Annotated in this window: 20 protein-coding genes and 1 riboswitch; of the genes, 9 read left to right on the top strand and 11 right to left on the bottom strand. The window is 41.3% G+C overall.

Annotation, left to right across the window (positions count from 1 at the left end; all coding sequences use genetic code 11):
* Positions 1–51: 51 nt before the first annotated feature.
* Genes rpsB through rplM form a run of 3 tightly spaced genes read right to left on the bottom strand, consistent with a single transcriptional unit; the run spans position 52 to position 1,768 of the window.
* Positions 52–897, bottom strand: a complete 846-nt coding sequence (rpsB, locus tag GO816_RS13250; protein WP_157542417.1) for a 30S ribosomal protein S2 — start codon at positions 895–897, stop codon at positions 52–54.
* A 21-nt stretch (positions 898–918) separates the two neighbouring features.
* A complete protein-coding gene (rpsI, locus tag GO816_RS13245; RefSeq protein WP_157542416.1) occupies positions 919–1,305 on the bottom strand; it encodes a 30S ribosomal protein S9 in 387 nt (128 codons plus the stop codon).
* A gap of 19 nt (positions 1,306–1,324) precedes the next feature.
* On the bottom strand, positions 1,325–1,768 hold the full coding sequence (gene rplM, locus GO816_RS13240) for a 50S ribosomal protein L13 (RefSeq protein ID WP_295770001.1): 444 nt from the start codon (positions 1,766–1,768) through the stop codon (positions 1,325–1,327).
* A gap of 196 nt (positions 1,769–1,964) precedes the next feature.
* Here rplM and GO816_RS13235 point away from each other — a divergent pair, with 196 nt between their 5' ends.
* Positions 1,965–2,624: a hypothetical protein gene (locus tag GO816_RS13235; RefSeq protein WP_157542415.1), complete on the top strand. Its 660-nt coding sequence runs from the start codon at positions 1,965–1,967 to the stop codon at positions 2,622–2,624.
* A gap of 48 nt (positions 2,625–2,672) precedes the next feature.
* Here GO816_RS13235 and GO816_RS13230 read toward each other — a convergent pair whose 3' ends face one another.
* On the bottom strand, positions 2,673–3,131 hold the full coding sequence (locus GO816_RS13230; protein WP_157542627.1) for a response regulator: 459 nt from the start codon (positions 3,129–3,131) through the stop codon (positions 2,673–2,675).
* Positions 3,118–4,239, bottom strand: coding sequence for a sensor histidine kinase (locus GO816_RS13225; RefSeq protein WP_232336571.1), 1,122 nt, complete (start codon positions 4,237–4,239; stop codon positions 3,118–3,120). Before GO816_RS13225 ends, GO816_RS13230 begins: the two co-directional genes overlap by 14 nt.
* 284 nt (positions 4,240–4,523) lie before the next feature.
* Here GO816_RS13225 and GO816_RS13220 point away from each other — a divergent pair, with 284 nt between their 5' ends.
* The 3 genes from GO816_RS13220 (at position 4,524) to GO816_RS13210 (ending at position 7,879) form a co-directional block, all read left to right on the top strand.
* The gene (locus tag GO816_RS13220) at positions 4,524–5,564 is read left to right on the top strand and encodes an LLM class flavin-dependent oxidoreductase (RefSeq protein WP_157542414.1); all 1,041 of its coding nucleotides are present in this window, start codon (positions 4,524–4,526) and stop codon (positions 5,562–5,564) included.
* Between the two features lie 159 nt (positions 5,565–5,723).
* A complete protein-coding gene (locus tag GO816_RS13215) occupies positions 5,724–6,461 on the top strand; it encodes an acyl-CoA desaturase (protein WP_295770015.1) in 738 nt (245 codons plus the stop codon).
* Between the two features lie 164 nt (positions 6,462–6,625).
* A complete protein-coding gene (locus GO816_RS13210; protein ID WP_157542413.1) occupies positions 6,626–7,879 on the top strand; it encodes a pyridoxal phosphate-dependent aminotransferase in 1,254 nt (417 codons plus the stop codon).
* Between the two features lie 96 nt (positions 7,880–7,975).
* Here GO816_RS13210 and GO816_RS13205 read toward each other — a convergent pair whose 3' ends face one another.
* Positions 7,976–9,097 (bottom strand): acyltransferase family protein, encoded by a 1,122-nt coding sequence (locus GO816_RS13205; protein ID WP_157542412.1) that lies wholly within the window; start codon positions 9,095–9,097, stop codon positions 7,976–7,978.
* 161 nt (positions 9,098–9,258) lie between these two features.
* Between GO816_RS13205 and GO816_RS13200 the strand changes: the two genes are divergently transcribed.
* Together GO816_RS13200 and GO816_RS13195 are read left to right on the top strand one after the other, a co-directional pair.
* On the top strand, positions 9,259–9,969 hold the full coding sequence (locus GO816_RS13200) for an SAM-dependent methyltransferase (RefSeq protein WP_157542411.1): 711 nt from the start codon (positions 9,259–9,261) through the stop codon (positions 9,967–9,969).
* Between the two features lie 67 nt (positions 9,970–10,036).
* On the top strand, positions 10,037–11,656 hold the full coding sequence (locus tag GO816_RS13195) for an FAD-dependent monooxygenase (protein WP_157542410.1): 1,620 nt from the start codon (positions 10,037–10,039) through the stop codon (positions 11,654–11,656).
* Positions 11,657–11,671: 15 nt separating this feature from the next.
* Here the strand turns inward: GO816_RS13195 and miaE are convergent, their stop codons facing one another.
* From miaE to GO816_RS13170, 5 genes are all read right to left on the bottom strand, one after another.
* Positions 11,672–12,271 carry a tRNA-(ms[2]io[6]A)-hydroxylase gene (gene miaE / locus GO816_RS13190; RefSeq protein WP_317163634.1) on the bottom strand — a complete coding sequence of 200 codons (600 nt, stop codon included), beginning with the start codon at positions 12,269–12,271 and terminating at the stop codon, positions 11,672–11,674.
* Between the two features lie 59 nt (positions 12,272–12,330).
* On the bottom strand, positions 12,331–12,960 hold the full coding sequence (locus GO816_RS13185; RefSeq protein WP_157542409.1) for a LysE family translocator: 630 nt from the start codon (positions 12,958–12,960) through the stop codon (positions 12,331–12,333).
* A gap of 110 nt (positions 12,961–13,070) precedes the next feature.
* Positions 13,071–13,643, bottom strand: coding sequence for a nicotinate (nicotinamide) nucleotide adenylyltransferase (nadD, locus tag GO816_RS13180; RefSeq protein WP_157542408.1), 573 nt, complete (start codon positions 13,641–13,643; stop codon positions 13,071–13,073).
* A 69-nt stretch (positions 13,644–13,712) separates the two neighbouring features.
* A complete protein-coding gene (gene gmk, locus GO816_RS13175; RefSeq protein WP_157542407.1) occupies positions 13,713–14,282 on the bottom strand; it encodes a guanylate kinase in 570 nt (189 codons plus the stop codon).
* Positions 14,283–14,368: 86 nt separating this feature from the next.
* On the bottom strand, positions 14,369–15,244 hold the full coding sequence (locus GO816_RS13170; protein ID WP_232336570.1) for a YicC/YloC family endoribonuclease: 876 nt from the start codon (positions 15,242–15,244) through the stop codon (positions 14,369–14,371).
* Positions 15,245–15,452: 208 nt separating this feature from the next.
* Positions 15,453–15,567: riboswitch (SAM riboswitch) on the top strand.
* Positions 15,568–15,720: 153 nt separating this feature from the next.
* Between GO816_RS13170 and metH the strand changes: the two genes are divergently transcribed.
* From metH to metF, 3 genes are all read left to right on the top strand, one after another.
* Complete coding sequence (gene metH, locus GO816_RS13165; RefSeq protein ID WP_157542406.1) at positions 15,721–19,395, top strand: methionine synthase; 3,675 nt, start codon at positions 15,721–15,723, stop codon at positions 19,393–19,395.
* Between the two features lie 41 nt (positions 19,396–19,436).
* Positions 19,437–19,664: a four helix bundle protein gene (locus tag GO816_RS18835; RefSeq protein ID WP_232336569.1), complete on the top strand. Its 228-nt coding sequence runs from the start codon at positions 19,437–19,439 to the stop codon at positions 19,662–19,664.
* Between the two features lie 135 nt (positions 19,665–19,799).
* Positions 19,800–20,756, top strand: a complete 957-nt coding sequence (metF, locus tag GO816_RS13155; protein ID WP_157542405.1) for a methylenetetrahydrofolate reductase [NAD(P)H] — start codon at positions 19,800–19,802, stop codon at positions 20,754–20,756.
* Positions 20,757–20,767: the final 11 nt, after the last annotated feature.

The raw sequence follows: 20,767 nt of genomic DNA, 5'->3' as shown, positions 1-20,767 counted from the left end.
TGTTGCACCATGTACACGCAGCCCACAACCGGCAACTCTCAACAAATAATATTACTCTTCTGTAGATTCAGCAGCCTCAGCAGCAGGAGCTTCAGTTTCAGCCTCGGCAGTTACCACGCCTCTTCTTTTACGACCGCCTTCAGCGTCGCCACCATCAGCTTTTGCTTTAGCAGCTGCGCCTTCTTTTTCAGCTTCGTCATCTTTCTCGCGTTTACGCTCGTCTAAACCTTCCTGAATAGCCTGTATGATAACACCGGTAACCAAAGAGATTGATTTAGTAGCGTCATCGTTAGCCGGGATAGGGAAGTCGATGTTTGAAGGATCAGAGTTAGTATCAACCATTGCAAAGGTTGGGATGTTTAACTTCAATGCCTCAGATACTGCAATGTGCTCTTTTTTAACGTCGATAAGGAAAAGCGCAGCCGGTAAGCGGTTAAGGTCAGATATACCACCTAATAAGCTTTCCAGTTTTACACGCTCACGCTGAATCATCAAACGCTCTTTTTTAGAAAGATTACTGTAAGTACCGTCTTTAGTCAATTTATCAATGTTTGACATTTTTTTGATTGACTTGCGTACAGTAGCAAAGTTAGTTAACATACCACCTAACCAACGCTCGGTTACGTAAGGCATGTTTACTGATTTTGCATAATCAGCTACAATATCTTTTGCTTGCTTTTTAGTAGCAACAAATAATACTTTACGGCCTGATTTTACAATTTGTTTTATAGCTGAAGCAGCTTCTTCAACCTTTGTTAAGGTTTTATTTAAATCGATAATGTGGATACCGTTGCGCTCCATGAAAATGTACTGAGCCATTTTCGGATCCCATTTGCGGGTAAGGTGACCAAAGTGTACACCTGCATCCAGTAAATCCTGATATGTTGTTCTTGCCATTGTTGTGTCCTCCTTAAAAAATTAACGTTTACTGAATTGGAATCTTCTACGAGCTTTGCGGCGTCCTGGTTTTTTACGCTCAACCATACGGTCATCACGGGTCATTAAACCTTTAGCACGCAATGCTGGTTTCTTTTCAGCATCAAGTTCAACAATAGCTTTAGCAATAGCTAAACGAACAGCTTCTGCCTGTCCTTTTACACCACCACCTGCAACGTTTGCAATAATGTCAAATTTACCTTCGCTACCAGATACTAATAACGATTGAGTTGCAACGTATTGTAAAGGTAAAGTAGGGAAGTATTCTTTGTAATCTTTACCGTTAACGGTAAGGGCGCCGGCACCTTCGTTTAAGTAAACGCGGGCAACAGCTGTTTTTCTTCTGCCTGAAGTGTTAGTTGTTGGCATTTGTTTTTCTCCTTAAAAATTAAAAGTTAATGGTTGTTGGGTTTTGTGCGGCATGAGGATGCTCTGCACCGGCATATACATGCAGGTTGCCATAGATTGCACGGCCCAAACGATTTTTAGGTAACATACCACGAACGGCTTTCTCAATAACGCGCTCAGGGAATTTAGCCATTAACTCCTTAGGAGAAATGAAACGCTGACCACCTGGGTAACCAGTGTAAGAAACGTATTGCTTAGCGGCAAATTTGTTTCCGGTCAGTTTTACCTTGTCTGCGTTGATAACAATAACGTTATCACCACAGTCTACGTTTGGAGTGAAGCCTGGTTTGTGTTTTCCTCTGATGATTGCAGCAATCTTAGAGGTCAAGCGCCCCAAAATCTCGCCTTCCGCGTCAACAACAACCCATTGTTTGTTAACGGTCTTTTTGTTGGCTGAGACAGTTTTGTAACTTAACGTATTCACTTGCTTTAAATTAAATTATATTAAACAGTTTACTATACCCCGTAATTTCGGGACTGCAAAGATACGAGTATATGTTTAATTTACAAGTGGTTTGTAATAAATTGTTACTACAAGTAGCACGTGTTTATTTGATATAAAGTCGGGTTGTAAAACAAGTGCTGTATTTATATATTTAGGCAATCAAAAATCTTATTGCATGAAAAAATATTTACTTGTCCTTTCCTGTATTACTTTGTTATTTACCGCTAACTCTTGCAAAAAGGAAAGCGATGCCGCTGAAGAAGAAACTGTAAAGGGTTCTGACTCATACCAGCCTGCAACTGCGGGCTCATACTGGAAGTATTCGGGTACTGCAGCCGGCTTTGCCGAAACCAGCACTTTTACTGTTACCGGGAAAACTAAAGTATTCAATAATAAAACCTATGTTGAGGTAACTCAAGCTTCTCAAAACTTTGGAAACCAAACCGGTTACTTTTATATAGGTGATGGCAGCTATGCCCAACGCGCAAGTACCTATATAAACGGCATAACCGTTGAACTCCAGTATTTAAAAACTAACCTTGAAGTTGGCTCAACCTGGACAGCCAACATTACAGATAACGGACAATTGAATGGTATACCTGCCCGTATTATTGGTAAGATATTGGAGAAAGACGCAAAGCGTACAGTTAATGGTAAAAGCTTTGCCAATGTGATACATACTTCGCTCGATCTTCAATATAACATATCGGGCTTTTCGACAGTTATGACCTACGAGTTTTACGTTGCCAAAGGTGTTGGTATTATTGAAATTAAGAGTACATCAGGAGGGACTGTGATGTCGTCGTCAAAAATTACGGAATATAAAATCAAGTAGTTATCAAAAAGAAATGCCCCTTAATTCATATTCAGGGGCGTTTCTTTTTTAATTAAGCTCCGGGACTGTTCTATTTTCCCCAAGAGCAAAGTGCTTATTCACCAGCTCCATTACCATTTCGGTGCGTAGGGGTTTGTGATAAAACGTAGCAATGTGATCATCGTTAAGGGCACGCTCGCGGTCATCGGCATTTAAAGAGGTGGTAAGCATTATAACCACTATTTTTGCTTTTTGGCTGGCCGATAGTTGTCTGTACTCTTCCATAAACTCCCAACCGTTCATGCCCGGCATGTTGATGTCTAAAAATATAATTCCGGGACGGCTAACATGATTTGTATCGGCATATTTGCCCGAACATTTTAAAAACTCAAGTGCTTCGGTTGCTGAAGTAAGTGCCTGCACCTCAACTTCAAGTCCGGTTTTCTCAATAACTCTTTTGTGCAGAAAATTTGTTGGCCTGTCATCATCAATCAGCAACACACATCCCAAATCATTAATTTTCGTCATTTCGTTTCTGACCATCTATATTTAAAGTAAAATAAAATCTGCTTCCTGCACCTGCTTCTGACTGTACGCTGATGTTGCCGTTGTGCATGCTAACAATTTTTTTGCAATTAGCTAAACCAATACCATTACCCGGATACTCATCGCGGTTATGCAACCGCTGAAAAATGAGAAATATCTTTTCGTGGTACCTTGCGTCAACGCCAATACCATTGTCTTGCACGGTAAACTCCCAACCGGTAACATTGTTCGGTGTTGCCGTAATTTTTATAACCGGTGGTTCGTCTTTCTTTGAAAACTTAATAGCATTAGTTATTAAATTTTGAAAAAGCTGTCGTAACTCGGTACGGTAGCCGGTAACCACCGGTAGGTTGTCGAAAACAATTTGCGTTTGTGTGGCTGCAATACGGGTATCTAAATCACTTATTATGTGCTGTAGCAACTCGTTTACATCAACTGGTTCGGTTTGTTTGGTTTTACCCAGCCTCGAATAGTCGAGCAAATCTTTTATGAGATTGCGCATGCGCGATGCAGCATCTTCAATAAAGCCCATGTAAAGCTGTGCATCATCATCCTGCAGGGCATGCCCGTAATCAACCTTCAGCATATCAATAAAATTGCTGATGGTAAGTAGAGGCTCCTGTAAATCATGCGAGGCTATGTACACAAACTGTTCCAGTTCCTGGTTTTGAACCTGCAGTTGTGCCAGGTGCAGGCTTGCTGCTTCGGCAGCCGTCATTTTATCAGTTAAATCGCGTGTTACTTTAGTGAAACCTATAACATTGCGTTCATTATCATGTATGGCTGTTATGGTAATACTTCCCCAAAATCGGGTGCCATCTTTACGCACGCGCCAACCTTCATCAATGGCGCGGCCTTTAGTGCGGGCCAGGTTTATTAGTGTTTCGGGTTTCTTGATGGCTTTGTCGGCATCAGTGTAAAACATGCGGAAATGTTGGCCTACTACATCTTCGGGCTTATAGCCTTTAATGCGTTGCGCCCCTTTGTTCCAGTTTTCGATGTTGCCGTTACTGTCAAGTACAATTATGGCGTAGTCTTCAATTTCCTCTATCATGTTGAGTATGCGGAGGTGTTTCGCGTTCTCATTCATCTTTTAAAAAAAACAAGGTGGTGGTATAATTAATAAACAGGCTGGGGTTTCCGGTTTTGTTCAATGTAGATAAAAATGCGGTTGCTGTTATAAATAGTTATTAAAATAAACCTGTTGATTGTGTTATTAATAGAAAGGTTAATTAAATGTTTCTCTAAAATTAATATTGATTGTTGAGTATCAAATCGCAATGTGATGTTTCAATTGTAACCCCTGCGCCATAAAATGACAGGCATGGTGTTTAGTAAATGCAATTGCCTCACTTTTGTACAAAAGGTTCTCATATGAAAAGTATACGATTAAGCGTGCTCGATCAGTCGCCCGTGCGTAAGGGCGTAACACCCGCACGCGCAGTGCAGGAGACTGTTGAACTTGCTAAACTGACAGATTTATTAGGATATACGCGTTTTTGGGTATCTGAACATCATAACACCGGTAGTTTGGCCGGTTCTACCCCCGAAGTTTTAATTGCCCACTTAGGTACGCAAACCCGCAATATACGCTTAGGCTCGGGCGGTATTATGTTGCCTAACCATAGCGCACTAAAGGTGTCTGAAAACTTCAGAATGCTTGAAGCAATGTATCCGGGCCGTATAGACCTGGGTATGGGCAGGGCGCCGGGTACAGACAGGCTTACAGCGTCTGTGCTTAATCCATCAAATAAATTCAGCGAACAGGATTTTGTTGAACAACTGCTTGATTTGCAAAATTATTTTCATGATACAGCAGAGGAAGGACCGGTAGCCGCAAAAATTCGTGCTATACCGCAGGTTGATACCGTGCCTGGTATGTGGTTGCTTAGCTCAAGCGGGCAAAGCAGTTTATTTGCTGCTCATTTTGGGATGGGATTTTCATTTGCCCATTTTATAAACCCGGTAGGTGGTGCGCAAGCTGTTGAAATGTATCGCGCCCGCTTTCAGCCTTCTTTAGATTTAGCGCAACCCGAAGCGAACGTTGCAATTTTTGCCTTCTGCTCGGAGGATGAAGAAAAGATAAGGCAGCACCAGGCTGTGATGGATTATCGTTTCTTGCAGTTTGAAAAAGGGGGCGGCATTAATCCATTATCATATGATGATGTGAAAGATGCTGAATACACCGCGCAAGATATGGAGCGTATTCGCATGAATCGTAGGCGTATAATAGCGGGCACACCTTCACAAATGAAAGACATCATAACAAGGTTGGCTGATACTTATGATGTTGATGAGGTAATGCTGGTTACCATAGCCGAAGACTTTAACGACAGGCTGAAATCATATGAATTACTTGCCGAACAATTTAGTTTGCCGCAGCAACATCAAGATGCTGCTCATGCAATAATTTAACATTTACAGCGTTTATAATATTCCTGACCGGCCCTGCGTAAGGCCGGTTTTTTATTGTGGAAAACTATTAACATCTTGAATTATTAATGTTACCTTTGCGCAAACAATTTTAAGGTGCATTATTTTATATAATACACTATAACACACACTTGTATAATCGTGATAATTGTCATTTTTTTTGTTGCCCATTGGTTCTTATCTTTGTTCTTTCAAACGTTTTATCTGCACCGTTATGCTGCTCATAAAATGTACAGTACACCAAAATTTACCGAACGTGTTTTTCATTTCTTAACGTTCGTAACTCAAGGCTCTTCTTTTTTAAATCCGCGTGCTTATGCTATTATGCACCGTGAGCACCATGCTTATAGTGATACTGAAAAAGATCCGCATTCGCCTCACTTTTTTACCGATGTATTTCAAATGATGTACCGTACTGCCATTAGTTTCAGGCTTTACGAAAAACGTGTGAAAGAACCTGATGCTCAGTTTAAAGGTAATTACCCAGAGTGGCGTCTTATTGACTACTACGGCTCGCATATGATAACCCGTATAGGCTTTGGTTTATTATACGCTGCTTTTTACGCCGCATTTGCTACAGCATGGTGGCAGTGGCTTTTATTGCCGTTGCAATTTATAATGGGCCCTTTACACGGTGCTATTGTAAACTGGTGCGGTCACAAGTACGGCTACTCTAACTTTGATAACGGCGATAAATCAAAAAATACAACACCGTTTGACTTTTTGATGCTTGGCGAGTTGTTTCAAAACAATCACCACAAGCGTCCTAACAGCCCTAACTTTGGTGCCCGTTGGTTTGAAATTGACCCGGTTTACCCTGTTATGAAAATGATGCACTGGATGCGCATCATTAAGCTGAGAAAACCGGTAGCAGCGTAAAGAAAAGATTCGGGAATAAAGAATCAAGCATATAGATATAAATTCAAGCCGTTAGCAATAGCGGCTTTTTTTACGCATTCAATTTTGGGTTCCAAAAGTCTTGATTCCTTACTCTGTATTCTTGATTCCAAAGCCTTATCTTTGCGGCTCATTAACAAACTACTATGAGCGTATCGGTATTGGCTCAAACCCTAAAGGGTTCTGAGATTATTAAAATAGGTAACGAAATAAATGAACTTAAGCGCCAGGGACAGCAAATAGCCAACTTAACCATCGGCGATTTTGATCCTGCTATCTATCCTATTCCTGATGAACTGCGTGATGGAATAATTGAGGCGTACCAAGACAATCAAACCAATTATCCGCCTGCCGATGGTATACTTGACCTACGCAACCAGGTAGCTGCATTTTTAGCTAAGCACCACAATATACAGGTTTCGGCTAATGAAGTGCTGATATCAAGCGGATCACGCCCTATTATTTATTCCATATTTTTAGCGCTGGTTGACCCGGGCGATAAAGTGATCTATCCGTCTCCATCATGGAATAATAATCACTATTGCCATATTACAGGGGCATTGGAAGTTCAGATACCAACTACGCCCGAGAATAACTTTTTACCTAAAGCTGCCGATTTAGCTCCACATTTAAAAGGAGCTACGCTACTTTGCCTTTGCTCACCACAAAACCCAACCGGCACCATGTTTGAAAAGGCCGATTTGGAGGAAATATGTGATTTGGTTATTGCCGAGAACGCCACCCGCACCCAAGGTGAGAAGCCACTGTACATTATGTACGACCAAATTTACGCTATGCTTACCTTCGGTAAAAAACATTTTGATCCGGTTACATTGCGCCCCGAGTTAAAAGATTATGTAGTTTACATTGACGGTTTGTCAAAATGTTTGGCGGCAACCGGTGTAAGGGTAGGCTGGGGTTTTGGACCGGAGAGCGTAATTTCCAAAATGAAATCTATTGTAGGTCACATGGGCGCCTGGGCACCTAAAGCCGAACAGGTTGCAGCAGCAAAGTATATACAGGCTGATGAACAATTGCACAATTACCTTGATACTTTTAAGTCGAGGATTCAGGATAGCTTAAACACATTGTATAACGGCTTCCAGCAATTGAAAAGCGAGGGCTTTGCTGTTGATGCTATTCAACCTATGGGTGCAATATATTTGACTATAAAGGTTGATTATGTAGGCAAAACCACACCCGAAGGCGACGTTTTAAGTACCCCAGCCGATATAAATTTCTATTTGATCAAAGCAGCACGCGTTGCATTGGTTCCATTCTCGGCATTTGGTACAGGTGACGATGTAGCATGGTTCCGCGCATCGGTAGGTACATCAACACTTGAGGATATACAAGGTATGATACCACGTATAAAAGAAGCGCTAAGCTTGTTGAAATAAAAGAAATTAAGCGCCGGTAGTAAATAGCAATATTCAACACCGGCGCTTTTTTTTGACCTTTACAGCCGTCAACTAAAGTTATGCAATTTTATAAACTCACTTAACGGTACTAAATCTCGCTTTAAGTTTTAAGAAGTATTTCTCGTATAGGTGATACGATGCTACTGCAGTTACTGCCAGTAATATCAAGTTTAAAATTACCGAATTGCCATACGGCAAATTAGCCCAGGGCTGCTTAAAGGTAAATAACTCCTGCCAAATATAAATGCTATAGGATAAGGTGCCTAGGTAGCGAACGTACTTATTGTTTAGAATTTGGAATATAAAACCCTCTTTGTTTACAATAGTATAAATAATAGATAATGCTATAAATAAAGCAGAAATTGTACTATTTATATTCATGAATAATCTGTGGTTAAAAAAGAAAAAGCTTAATGCCATCAGTAAAATTTGAAACAACGCGATATACTTTGATTTCAAAATAAACAAATGCTCGTACTTGCACAAAAATATAGCGGCAAGGCTACCAACAAGTATGATACTTATACCATTACCTAATAAGTGGTAAATAACATTTAATATAAAATCTACAATTAATAAGTTAGTATGGAGATGGAAATATACATACGTTATAACCAATATTCCGGGTATTAAGGCAATTGCCGTTATAATGTAGTTTTTAAGACTTCGTGCAATCAGAAACGGAAAAATAAGATAAAATTGTTCTTCCACACTTAAGCTCCAAAAGTGGCCCGCTAACGTATAGCTTGAGTGATCTCCAAAATTTTCTACAAAGAATAGTGGCCTCAAAAAGCTTGCTGCACTTAAATTTAATTTGAATATAAAATTTAACGCAAAAAGCACTGCCAGGAATAAATAAGCTACCGGTAATATTCTTAAAAAACGACGGATGTAAAAATTTCTTAGTGAAACGCTTTTGTAGGTTACCTTTTCCTTTATAAGTAATGAGGTAATTAAGAAGCCGCTTATAACAAAAAATACATTTACGCCAAACGTGCCGTACTTGGCTAGCGTATCATTATTGTAGTTGTATGATATGTGTGCAATTAAAACGAGTATAATTGAAAAAGCTCTGAAACCGTCAAGGGAGGGAACATACTTTTGCTTTAAAAATGGTGGAAGTTCATTAACCTCTGCAAAAAAAGGCGGTTTTTCAGTTGTGGTGTTAAGGTCGTGATTTACTTCTGTAGAAGTCATTAATTAATTTTTTATAAAGATAATAACCTTTTGCCGCTTTTCTTGATTGTTAAATAATATCCTTTTAATAATATTGAAATTTTTAATGATGGAAAAATGCGATTGCCTTTGTAATATTTATTATTTGAGCGATCATTAAAATAAAAGTCCACCTTTGCAATATGCCCACCGGAACTCTATATCTGATACCTGTTCCGCTTGCTGACGATGCAGCGGTACGTTCAAATACGCCATACCTCGTTCAAACCATTAATCAAATTAATGAGTACATAGTTGAGAACGAGAAAACCGCACGTAAATTCCTTAAACAAGCTGGCCTCACCATACCTCAAAGCGAACTTGTTATTCATGATTACGGTAAGCATAACCGTGATACAGACTTGAAAGAGTTTTTTAGCGGGTTACTTGCCGGTAAAGATGCCGGACTAATGAGCGAAGCGGGGTGCCCCGGAGTGGCCGATCCTGGGGCTGACATTGTAGCTGAGGCACACCGGCGTGGTATTAGGGTTGTGCCATTGGTAGGGCCAAGCTCAATACTGCTTGCGCTTATGGCATCAGGCTTTAACGGGCAAAGCTTTACCTTTCATGGCTATTTGCCTATTGATAAAGTACAGCGCAGTAAACGCATCAAAGATATTGAACTGCAGGCCGAGCGGTTTAATCAAACTCAGCTTTTTATAGAAACTCCATTCCGCAATAACCAGTTGCTCGAAGAGGTCATTAAATCTTGTAAGGCATCAAGCCGGTTGTGTATTGCATGTAATGTAACTGGGGCTGATGAGTTTATTGCAACCAAAACTGTTGGTCAGTGGAAAAATCAGTTGCCCGATTTACATAAAAAGCCAACAATATTTCTTCTTTACAAATCATAAAATGTTCGCTGTACCGCCGGTGTTTATTATTAGTTAATATTCCCGGTTATTTTAATCATATTTGGGTATGGCACCTATACCACAAAGTCCGGTTAAAGTACTCATCATTGGCGCCGGTCCATCAGGGTTAATGATGGCTGCGCAGCTATTGCGGTACGGAGTACAACCGGTAATAGTTGATAGCAGGCAAGGTCCAACGCAATACTCCAAGGCGCTTGCTGTACAAGCGCGTTCACTTGAAATCTATCGTCAGCTAGGCATTGTAGATACCGTGTTAAATGGAGGCAAGCCCGCAAAAGGCTTTAACTTTCATTATCTGGGGAAGCCTAAAGGGACATTCAAAGTTGCGGAATCAGGGGTGGGGCAAACGCCATATCCATTTATACACATTTACGAGCAGCACAAAAATGAACGTGTATTGCTCGATTACTTAACCCTTAATAGCTGCCCTGTTTATTGGAACACCACGTTAACATCATTACAACAGGGCACCGGCGTTGTGAGTGCAAGGCTCACCAACCAAACTGAAGAGTATAGCATTGTTGCCGATTATTTGATAGGTGCCGATGGTTCACATAGTGCAGTGCGCCGATGGCAACACGTTCACTTTAACGGCGATACTTATAACAGTAGATATTATCTTGCTGACGTTGTTCTTGAAAACAGTGGTGAGGAGATGAACATGTACCTTACCGCCCAAGGCTTTGCTGCGTTCTTCCCGATGCCTGATGCTGGTGCATGGCGTATTGTAGGCAACTTGCCCGATAAACTTATTAATGCGGAAAATTTAACAATAACTGATGTGCTTCCGGCCCTGCGCGAAAAGCTGCGCAAGCAGTTGGTAATTAAGGAATGTCGCTGGTTTACCACATATGGCCTGCACCACCGCATGGCAGATAAATTTAAAATTGGCCGTTGCTTTTTAATTGGAGATGCTGCACACATTCACTCGCCTGTTGGCGGGCAGGGTATGAATACTGGTATACAAGATTCCTATAACCTGGCCTGGAAACTTGCGGGTGTTATTAAAGGGCATTTAAAGGCCGATGTTCTCAATTCTTATGCTGCTGAACGTATGCCTGTGGCGTCGCGCTTGTTGAAAACAACTGACAGGGCATTTAAAGTTATAATGTCGCGCGGGGTAGTTGCCGGGTTAATTAAGCGCTTTGCATTACCTGCACTAATGAACTGGGTATGGAAAAGCGAGAAATTCAAATTTGAGGCGTTCAAAACGTTATCACAAACTGATATAAGCTATCAAAATAGTGAATTAAGTTTGCACCTTAGCCAACTGCAAACGGTAAAGGCCGGCGATAGGTTGCCGTTACTGAAAATATTTGATGAAAAGAAAATGCAGGAAACCGATTTGCACGCCTGGTGCAGCAAGCCGGGCTTTACCCTCATTACCATGGGGCCGTTACAGGAGTTATATTTATTTAGCCTTGCAAAATGGATAACTCAAAACTACAATGGATGGCTCAATTTTTTCCATTTGCCACCTTCAGTAAAAAATCAGCATGTTTACGATTACTTTGATATTAAAGAACATCAAAACAAAACCATAATAGTAAGGCCCGATATGCATATCGGGCTAATAAATGACATTGTGGACTTAGAAATGATGAAAAATTACCTCGAAAATGTGGCAGGTTGTATTCCTAATAATACCGGCGGAGCTGGTAGCTAACGCTCTATAAAGTATTTATCCGTGTATGGTTTCACGCTTGCCGTAGTTTTGTATAACCTGCGCTTCGTAAGCTAAGTAGTCTTTCCAGCGGGTTTCAACATCAATCTTTCCGGCGTATTTGCGCGCCAGTCTTAAAAAGGTGGTATAATGAGTTGCTTCGCTTATCATCAATTCATGATAAAAAACAGCGAGCTCTTCATCATTGATGTTTTCAGATAGTACTTTAAAGCGCTCGCAGCTTCTTGCTTCAATCATGGCAGCAAATAACAGCCTGTCTATTAATTGTTCTTCGCGCGTGCCGCCTTTCTTCATGAATTTAAGTAATTCATTCACGTAATCATCTTTACGCTCGCGCCCTAAAATATAGCCGCGGGCCAAAATAATATCGTGTACGCGTTTAAAATGATCCATTTCCTCCTGCACCAATAACGCCATCTCCTGCACCAAATCACTTAAGTTTGGATTTTGTACAATAAGGGTAATAGCATTGCTGGCTGCTTTTTGCTCACAAAAAGCGTGATCAGTTAAAATTTCTTCAATGTTGCTTTCAACCACGTTGGTAACCCAGCGCGGATCAGTAGGCAATTGCAGTTTTAAAATGGTTTTTTCGCTCACCTTGCAAAGATAGTGGGTTTAATGCCAAGAGGCAATAGCATCAGCCTGTGGACCGTCTACTAACGCTTGGTTAGTGCAATTTTAATACCCATAAGTACAAATAACCCACCCGAAACCTTGTTTACCCATTTGATTACTAATGGGTTTGATTGAATTTTATAAGAAAATGTACCCGCAAACAGTGCAAGTATAGTATACCAAAATAAACCAACCACAGCATAAACGCTGCCTAAAACAATAAATGGGAGTGCACTGTGTAAATGTGCTGCCTCAATAAACTGCGGAAAAAAGGCCAGGAAAAATATTGCCACCTTTGGATTAAGAGTATTGGTTAAAACGGCTGAAAAGTAAGTTTTCCCGCTGGAGGCTTCTTTTAATGACAATTCATTTGCGGCAATCAAATCATCGTTACTAAAAACCTTTACCAAGCCAAGGTATATCAGGTACGCAGCGCCTAAGTACTTTACAATGTTAAAAGCCATGGCCGATTGTGCCAATAGTAACGATAAACCCAGCGCGGCAAATGTGGTATGCACCAATACGCCGGTTGTAATACCTAATGTAGACAGTAAGCCTGCCTTGCGGCCCTGGGTAACACTTTTATTTAAAATAAAAATGGTATCAAGTCCGGGCGACATGATGAAAAGCAACGAAGTAACTAGAAATGCCGCAAAATTGATGATACCCATATTCAAATATAAGTGAGGCAGGCAAAAGATGCATCATAAATAAGTAAAGCTTAAAAGTATGGCATCAGCTACGGCCTATGACCTGAGCATCAGTTATAGATAGGAACTACTTAACGATATAAATTTTTGCTTTCGATAAACTTCAATACTTCTTCGGGTAAAAAGAACTGAACGTTTTTTTTCTCGGCAATAGCCTGGCGAATAAACGTAGCAGAAAGTTCCATTTGTGGCGTCATGGTTATCGTAACCGATGGGTGCGAGGCCAATTCTGCATTTTCATACCCTGGCCTCGGGTAAACAAATACCTTATAATCACGCAAAATGAGTTTATAATTTTTCCATTTATGCAAACTGGCTAAATTATCAGATCCCATAATAATGGCAAACTCATGTTGAGGATATTGTTCCTTTAAATGCGTTAAAGTATCAATGGTGTACGAGGGTTGTGGTAGTTTGAGCTCAACGTCGCTAACCTCCAATTTATCGGCATAATCGGTAGCTAAACGAGCCATTTCCAAACGGTCGTAAGTATTTATTAGCCCTCCGTACTTTTTAAAAGGATTTTGAGGCGTTACAACTAACCAAACCTTATCCAGATCAGTGTAGTGAGCCATGTAGTTGGCAATAATTAAATGCCCGATATGAATGGGGTTAAATGACCCAAACAGTAATCCTATTTTCATATCAGTTTAGCTTTAAATTTATGTCAAATTAGTAATAATTTGCATGAATTTGCTTAGATAACATAAAAATTACGCCTTGTCGTTCAAAAAATCACTAACTAGCTGCTCAGCCTCATTACATGCAGTAGCTAAATCGAAATTTTTAAGAATAATATCAAATTTCGGTGCGTAGTTCAACTCTTTTTCAGCTTTTGCAAAGCGTTCTTTGAGTTTTTCTTCACTATCTGTACCTCGGCCGGTTAAACGTTGCTTCAAAACCTCTAGAGATGGGGGTTGAACGAAGATAGCAAGAGCTTGTTCTTGATATTTTCGTTTTAAGTGTAAGCCGCCTTCTACGTCAATATCAAAAATTACGGTTTTGCCGGTTTCCCATATACGCTCTATTTCCTGCCTAAGCGTGCCGTAAAATGTTCCCGAGTACACCTCCTCAAATTCAACAAATTGCTTTTTTGCAATACGGTGCAAAAACTCTTCTTTGCTTATAAAATAATAATCCTGCGCATCAACCTCATCGCCACGGCGCTCACGCGTGGTAGCTGAAATTGAGAACTCGAGTTCGGGAAATTTTGTTAGCAGGTGGTGTACAATTGTAGTTTTACCGGCTCCGGACGGTGCTGAGAAAATAAGCAGTTTACCCATGGCTTAGCAAGTGTTGGAAAGGCGGGTTATAAATTATGCTTGTTGGTTTTTTTAACCAATGTCATTATTTACAATTTGCCATTCAACTATAATACGTTCAATAATTGTTCTTTAATTTTTTCAAGTTCTTCCTTCATGCCTACTACAAGTTTTTGCATGTTGGCATCATTGGCTTTTGAGCCAAGGGTATTTATTTCGCGGCCTATTTCCTGTGATATAAAGCCAAGCTTTTTACCATTTGCATCAGGGCTTTCAAGTGTTTCTAAAAAATACTGGCAGTGAGTTTTAAGGCGTACTTTTTCTTCGGTAACGTCAAGCTTATCAATATAATAAATCAGCTCTTGTTCAAAACGGTTATGGTCAACGTTTTCACCGCCTACAGCTTCGGCCAAAAACTGGTTCAAGCGTTCGCGTATAGCAGGTATGCGTTTAGGGTCTTCTAATTCAACCTGCTCAAGGTTGTTTAATATGACGCCAATACGGTTGGTAACCTCCTGTTGTAAAACGTTGCCTTCATCAAGCCTGAATTGTTGAAAATTAGCAAGAGCCTGCTTAAAGGCACCTTCAACCATTTTCCATTCTTCATCGGTTATGGTGTCTTCAGTGTACTTTACAACTTCGGGCAGTCCTAAAGCCAACTGCATCAGGTTGCCGCTATCTTCACCTAACTCTGCACTAACGGCTTTAAGTTGCTGGTAATAGTGTTTCAGTAAATTAGCGTCAATGCCGGCAGCCTTAACTGTCGAGCCGCTTTGTTCAACGTTAATGCTAAGGTTAACTTTGCCACGCTCAATTTGCTTATTGCACTCTGTGCGAAGCTGAAACTCTTTTTCAGAAAAAGCTTTTGGTATACGCAGCGAAAGCTCGAGAAACTTGCTGTTAAGGGATTTGATCTCAACGGTGTACTTGGTGCTCCCAGAGTCGTGAGAGGCAATTCCGTACCCTGTCATTGATTTTATCATGTGCAAAGATAGGGTTTTTATGTGAATTGCTAAGGGATGATTGGCGGTAGATGCGTGAATGTGCTATTAGTCAGGTGCTTTTGGTAAACCCTTGTGAACTTCATAAGCTTAAGGCCTGCCGGTATCAGACATTAAATTGGTGTGAAATATACTCGCTGATAATACAAAACGGTATTGTATTTCACCGCGTTATTTTGCAAATTTGTACCGCTTATAGAGAAAGATGGAGGGACTGGACCCTGCGAAGTCTTAGCAACCTGTGCTTACAAGGTGCTACATTCTACTTAAAACCGCTAGCCATAAGGTTTTAAGACGGATAAGCGAAAGTCTAAATCCAATACACCGACTTTTCGATATAAGCTGTTTTAGTTAGTACTTAGTAGTAAGTACAAAGTATCAAGACTTTTAACTGTTTTTACTTGACTTGTGCAATTAGCATTGCTTACTACTTTTTACCTACTACTTTTTACTAAGCAATGGACATTAGAGAACAACTACAAAAACGCATATTGATTATTGACGGCGCCATGGGTACCATGATTCAGCGCTATCAGTTAACGGAAGAGGATTTTCGCGGCGAGCGTTTTAAAAATCACCCGAGTGATTTGAAAGGCAATAATGACCTTTTAAATCTTACCCGCCCTGATGTGATTAAAGCTATACATGCCGAATACCTTGACGCCGGTGCCGACATCATTGAAACTAATACTTTCAGCACCCAGCGTATATCACTGGCCGATTACCATATGGAAGAGCTTGGTTATGAACTAAGCTTTGAGGGTGCGCGTTTAGCCCGTGAAGTTGCTGATGTTTATACCAAAAATAACCCCGATAAACCCCGTTACGTAGCCGGTGCTGTTGGTCCAACTAATCGTACGGCTTCACTATCGCCTGATGTAAATGACCCGGGTTACCGAGCCGTTACTTTTGACGACCTGGCCGATGCTTATTATGAGCAAATACGCGGTTTGGTTGACGGCGGCTCGCACTTGTTGCTCATCGAAACCATATTTGATACGCTTAACGCCAAAGCCGCCCTGTTTGCTGCACAACGTTACGCCGAAGAAAGCGGCAAAAATCTGCCTATCATGATTTCGGGTACCATTACCGATGCATCGGGCCGTACCCTTTCCGGGCAAACGGTTGAGGCATTCTGGAATTCGGTACGCCATGCCAACCTGTTATCGGTAGGTTTAAACTGCGCCTTGGGAGCCCGCGAAATGCGCCCTTATTTAGAAGAGCTTTCTGAAAAGGCTAACGTGTTTATATCGGCTTACCCCAATGCCGGTTTGCCCAATGAGTTTGGTGCTTATGATGAAACTCCGCATGAAACGGCACACCAGGTTGATGATTTTATGCAGGCCGGGCTGGTGAACATTGTTGGTGGCTGCTGCGGTACCACACCCGATCATATTAAATGCATTGCCGAACGTGCAGCCAAATATCAGCCACGCAAAAAAGCCGAGGTTGAAACCTACATGCGCCTTAGCGGCCTGGAAGCTGTTACCGTTACACCGCTTACCAACTTTGTAAACGTAGGCGAGCGTACCAACATCACCGGATCGCCCAAGTTTTCGAAACTGATACTGGCCGAAAACTATGAAGAAGCACTTACCGTTGCCCGCCAGCAAGTTGAAGGCGGCGCCCAGGTTATTGATATTAACATGGACGAGGGCATGATTGACTCGGAAGCGGTAATGGTGAAGTTTTTGAACCTTGTAGCTTCCGAACCTGATATTGCCAAGCTACCCATCATGATCGACTCTTCTAAATGGTCGGTTATTGAGGCCGGTTTAAAATGCTTGCAGGGTAAAGGCATTGTCAATTCAATATCACTTAAAGAGGGTGAAGAAAAGTTTAAAGAGCAGGCGCGTAAAATATTAAGTTATGGTGCAGCCACTGTAGTAATGGCTTTTGATGAGCAAGGCCAGGCTGATAATTATGAACGCCGGGTAGAAATCTGCTCACGCTCATACAACATACTGGTTAACGAAATTGGCTTTCCGCCTGAAGACATTATTTTTGATCCTAACATCCTTACCGTGGCAACCGGTTTGGAAGAACATAACAATTACGCGGTAGACTTTATTGAGGCTACCCGTTGGATAAAACAAAACCTGCCTCATGCTAAAGTGAGCGGAGGCGTGAGTAACATATCCTTTTCTTTCCGCGGCAATAACGTGGTGCGCGAGGCTATGCACTCGGCATTTTTGTACCACGCCATTAAAGCTGGTATGGATATGGGCATTGTAAATGCAGGCATGCTGGAGGTTTACGAGGAAATACCTAAAGAACTGCTGGAACTGGTAGAAGATGTGCTGCTTAACCGCCGGCCGGATGCTACCGAGCGTTTGGTTGAATATGCCGATACTGTAAAAAGTAAAGGCAAAGCATTGGTAAAAGATGAAGCCTGGCGTAATGAGCCGGTACAAAAGCGCTTATCGCACGCATTGGTAAAAGGTATTGTAGAATATATTGACGCCGATGTGGAAGAGGCAAGGCAACAGTACGCCCGCCCGTTGGAAGTAATTGAAGGCCCGCTAATGGATGGGATGAACATTGTGGGTGATTTGTTTGGTGCCGGAAAAATGTTTTTGCCGCAGGTAGTAAAATCGGCGCGGGTAATGAAAAAGGCTGTAGCTTATTTATTGCCTTACATTGAGGCCGAAAAAGCCAAAAACGCCAATGGTAATGAACGTTCGAGCGCCGGCAAAATTTTAATGGCCACTGTAAAAGGCGATGTGCACGACATTGGTAAAAATATAGTTGGTGTAGTACTGGCCTGTAACAACTTCGAGATTATAGATCTCGGGGTAATGGTTCCGGCGCAAAAGATAATTGAGGAAGCTAAAAAACAAGACGTTGATATAATTGGCTTGAGCGGACTAATTACTCCATCATTAGATGAGATGGTACATTTTGCAAAGGAAATGGAGCGCGAGGGTTTCACTATTCCGTTAATTGTGGGTGGTGCCACTACCTCTCGTATACATGCGGCAGTAAAAATTGCGCCTAACTATTCAGGGCCTGCCATACATGTGCTTGATGCATCGCGCAGTGTAACGGTTTGCAGCACCCTAATGAATAAGGATAACCGCAATGATTACATCAACGGTATTAAAGCAGAATACGAAAAAGCACGCGAAGCACACTTAAACAAACGTTCAGATAAGCGTTTCCTGTCTTTACAAGATGCCCGCGCTAATAAATTTCAGCTAAATTTAAATGGAGCCGTAGCCTGTAAACCAGCATTTACCGGTACCAAGGTTTTCGAGGCATTCCCATTAGAAGAGCTGGTGCCTTATATTGACTGGACACCGTTTTTTCATACCTGGGAACTGCGCGGTAGCTATCCAAAAATATTAACTGATAAAAACGTTGGTGTAGAAGCTACCAAATTATTTGATGATGCGCAGGCCATGCTAAACAAGGTTATTAGCGAAAACCTTTTGCAAGCTAACGGCGTAATTGGCTTTTGGCCTGCTAATAGCGTGGGCGACGATATTGAGCTGTATGCTGATGAAAGCCGTACACAACTGCTTACCCGTATACATACACTTCGTCAGCAAGCCGAAAAAGCCAAAGGTGAGCCTTACTATGCCCTGTCTGACTTTATTGCCCCTAAAGAAAGCGGCGTCCCCGACTACTTTGGCGGCTTTGCCGTAACTACCGGTATTGGCTGCGATGAACTGGTTGCTCAATACGAAGCCGACCATGACGATTATAACAGCATCATGATTAAGGCTATTGCCGACCGCCTTGCCGAGGCTTTTGCCGAAAAAATGCACGAGCTGGTGCGCCGTGAATATTGGGGATACGCTAAAGATGAACAATTGAGCAATGAAGATTTGATTAAGGAACAATATCAGGGTATCCGCCCGGCACCCGGTTATCCGGCTTGTCCTGAGCATACAGAGAAAGTTACCTTATTTGATTTACTTAAAGCTGAAGACAACACGCATATACATTTAACCGAGAGTATGGCCATGCTACCAACGGCATCTGTAAGCGGCTTTTATTTTTCGCACCCCGACAGCCGTTATTTTGGCTTAGGTAAAATAAGCAAAGACCAGATAGAAGATTATGCACAGCGCAAAAGTATGTCGGTTGAAACAGCTGAAAGATGGTTAGGGCCTAATTTGAATTATTGATTTTAGTAGCGAGTATTTAGTATCAGGTATCAAGATAAGAGATGCACAACTTTAAAGAATTAAAAGTTTGGAAAGCGGGAATGGAAGTTTGTAAATTAATATTTGCAACTACCCGCAGCTTCCCAGCATCAGAAAGGTATGGATTGACCTCTCAGATTACTCGTGCTGCTGTATCAATACCGTCAAACATTGCCGAAGGCTGCGGTAGAAGATCTAGTAAAGAACTTTATCAGTTTTTAAGTATCGCATTAGGCTCTTCATTTGAATAGAAACACTAGTTATTATAGCCAAAGAATTCGATTATATTTCAGAAGAAAAATTTCAAATACTAAGTACTCAAATAACAGAGTTACAAAGAATGGTAAGCGGATTAAGGAATAGTCTTACTACTTTTTACTAAAACAATGAAAATTACAGACCACATAGCCAACGCAAACGGCAAAACGCTTTTCTCCTTTGAACTACTGCCTCCCATTAAAGGGCAGAGCATGGATGGTATTTACAAAGCCATCGACCCTTTGATGGAGTTTAAGCCGCCATTTATTGACGTGACGTCATCGCGTGAGGATTTGTTTTATAAAGAAACTGCCGACGGTAGTATACAAAAGGCCACTTACCGCAAACGCCCGGGTACGGTTGCGGTTTGTGCGGCAATACAGCATAAGTACAAGGTTGATACCGTTCCGCATTTAATTTGTGGTGGGTTTACCAAAGAGGAGACTGAATACGCACTGATTGATTTACAGTTTTTGGGTATTGATAACGTACTGGTGCTGCGCGGCGATGCCCGTAAAACCGATTCGGGCTTTATACCAACCCCCGGCGGACACTGCTATGCAACCGAATTGCTTGAACAGGTAACTAATATGAATAATGGTGTTTACCTGCACGAGTATCAGGATACATCATACAAAACTGATTTTTGTATAGGTGTAGCTGCCTACCCCGAGAAGCACTTTGAAGCTCCAAACCTTAAAACAGACTTTAAATATTTAAGGCAAAAGGTTGATGGTGGTGCAAATTTCATTGTTACCCAAATGTTTTTTGATAACAGTAAGTTTAAGGCGTTTGTTAATCAGTGCCGTGAAAATGGGATTAATGTGCCTATCATTCCCGGATTGAAGCCAATTACCACCGCGAAGCAACTTATTAACCTTCCAAAAATATTTCATATTGATATACCGGAAGATTTATGTGATGCCATACATGATTGTAAAAATGACAAGGAAGTAAAAGAAGTTGGCATTGAGTGGATGATTAACCAGTGTAAAGAACTTGTTGATTTTGGGGTGCCGGTATTACATTTTTACACTATGGGTAACCCTGAGCCAACCAAACGCATAGCACAGGCTATTTTTTAGATATTGCCTTA

It is taken from the genome of Mucilaginibacter aquatilis, assembly GCF_009755275.1.
Lineage (GTDB): Bacteria > Bacteroidota > Bacteroidia > Sphingobacteriales > Sphingobacteriaceae > Mucilaginibacter > Mucilaginibacter aquatilis.
This window is presented reverse-complemented; position numbering and strand designations above follow the sequence as displayed.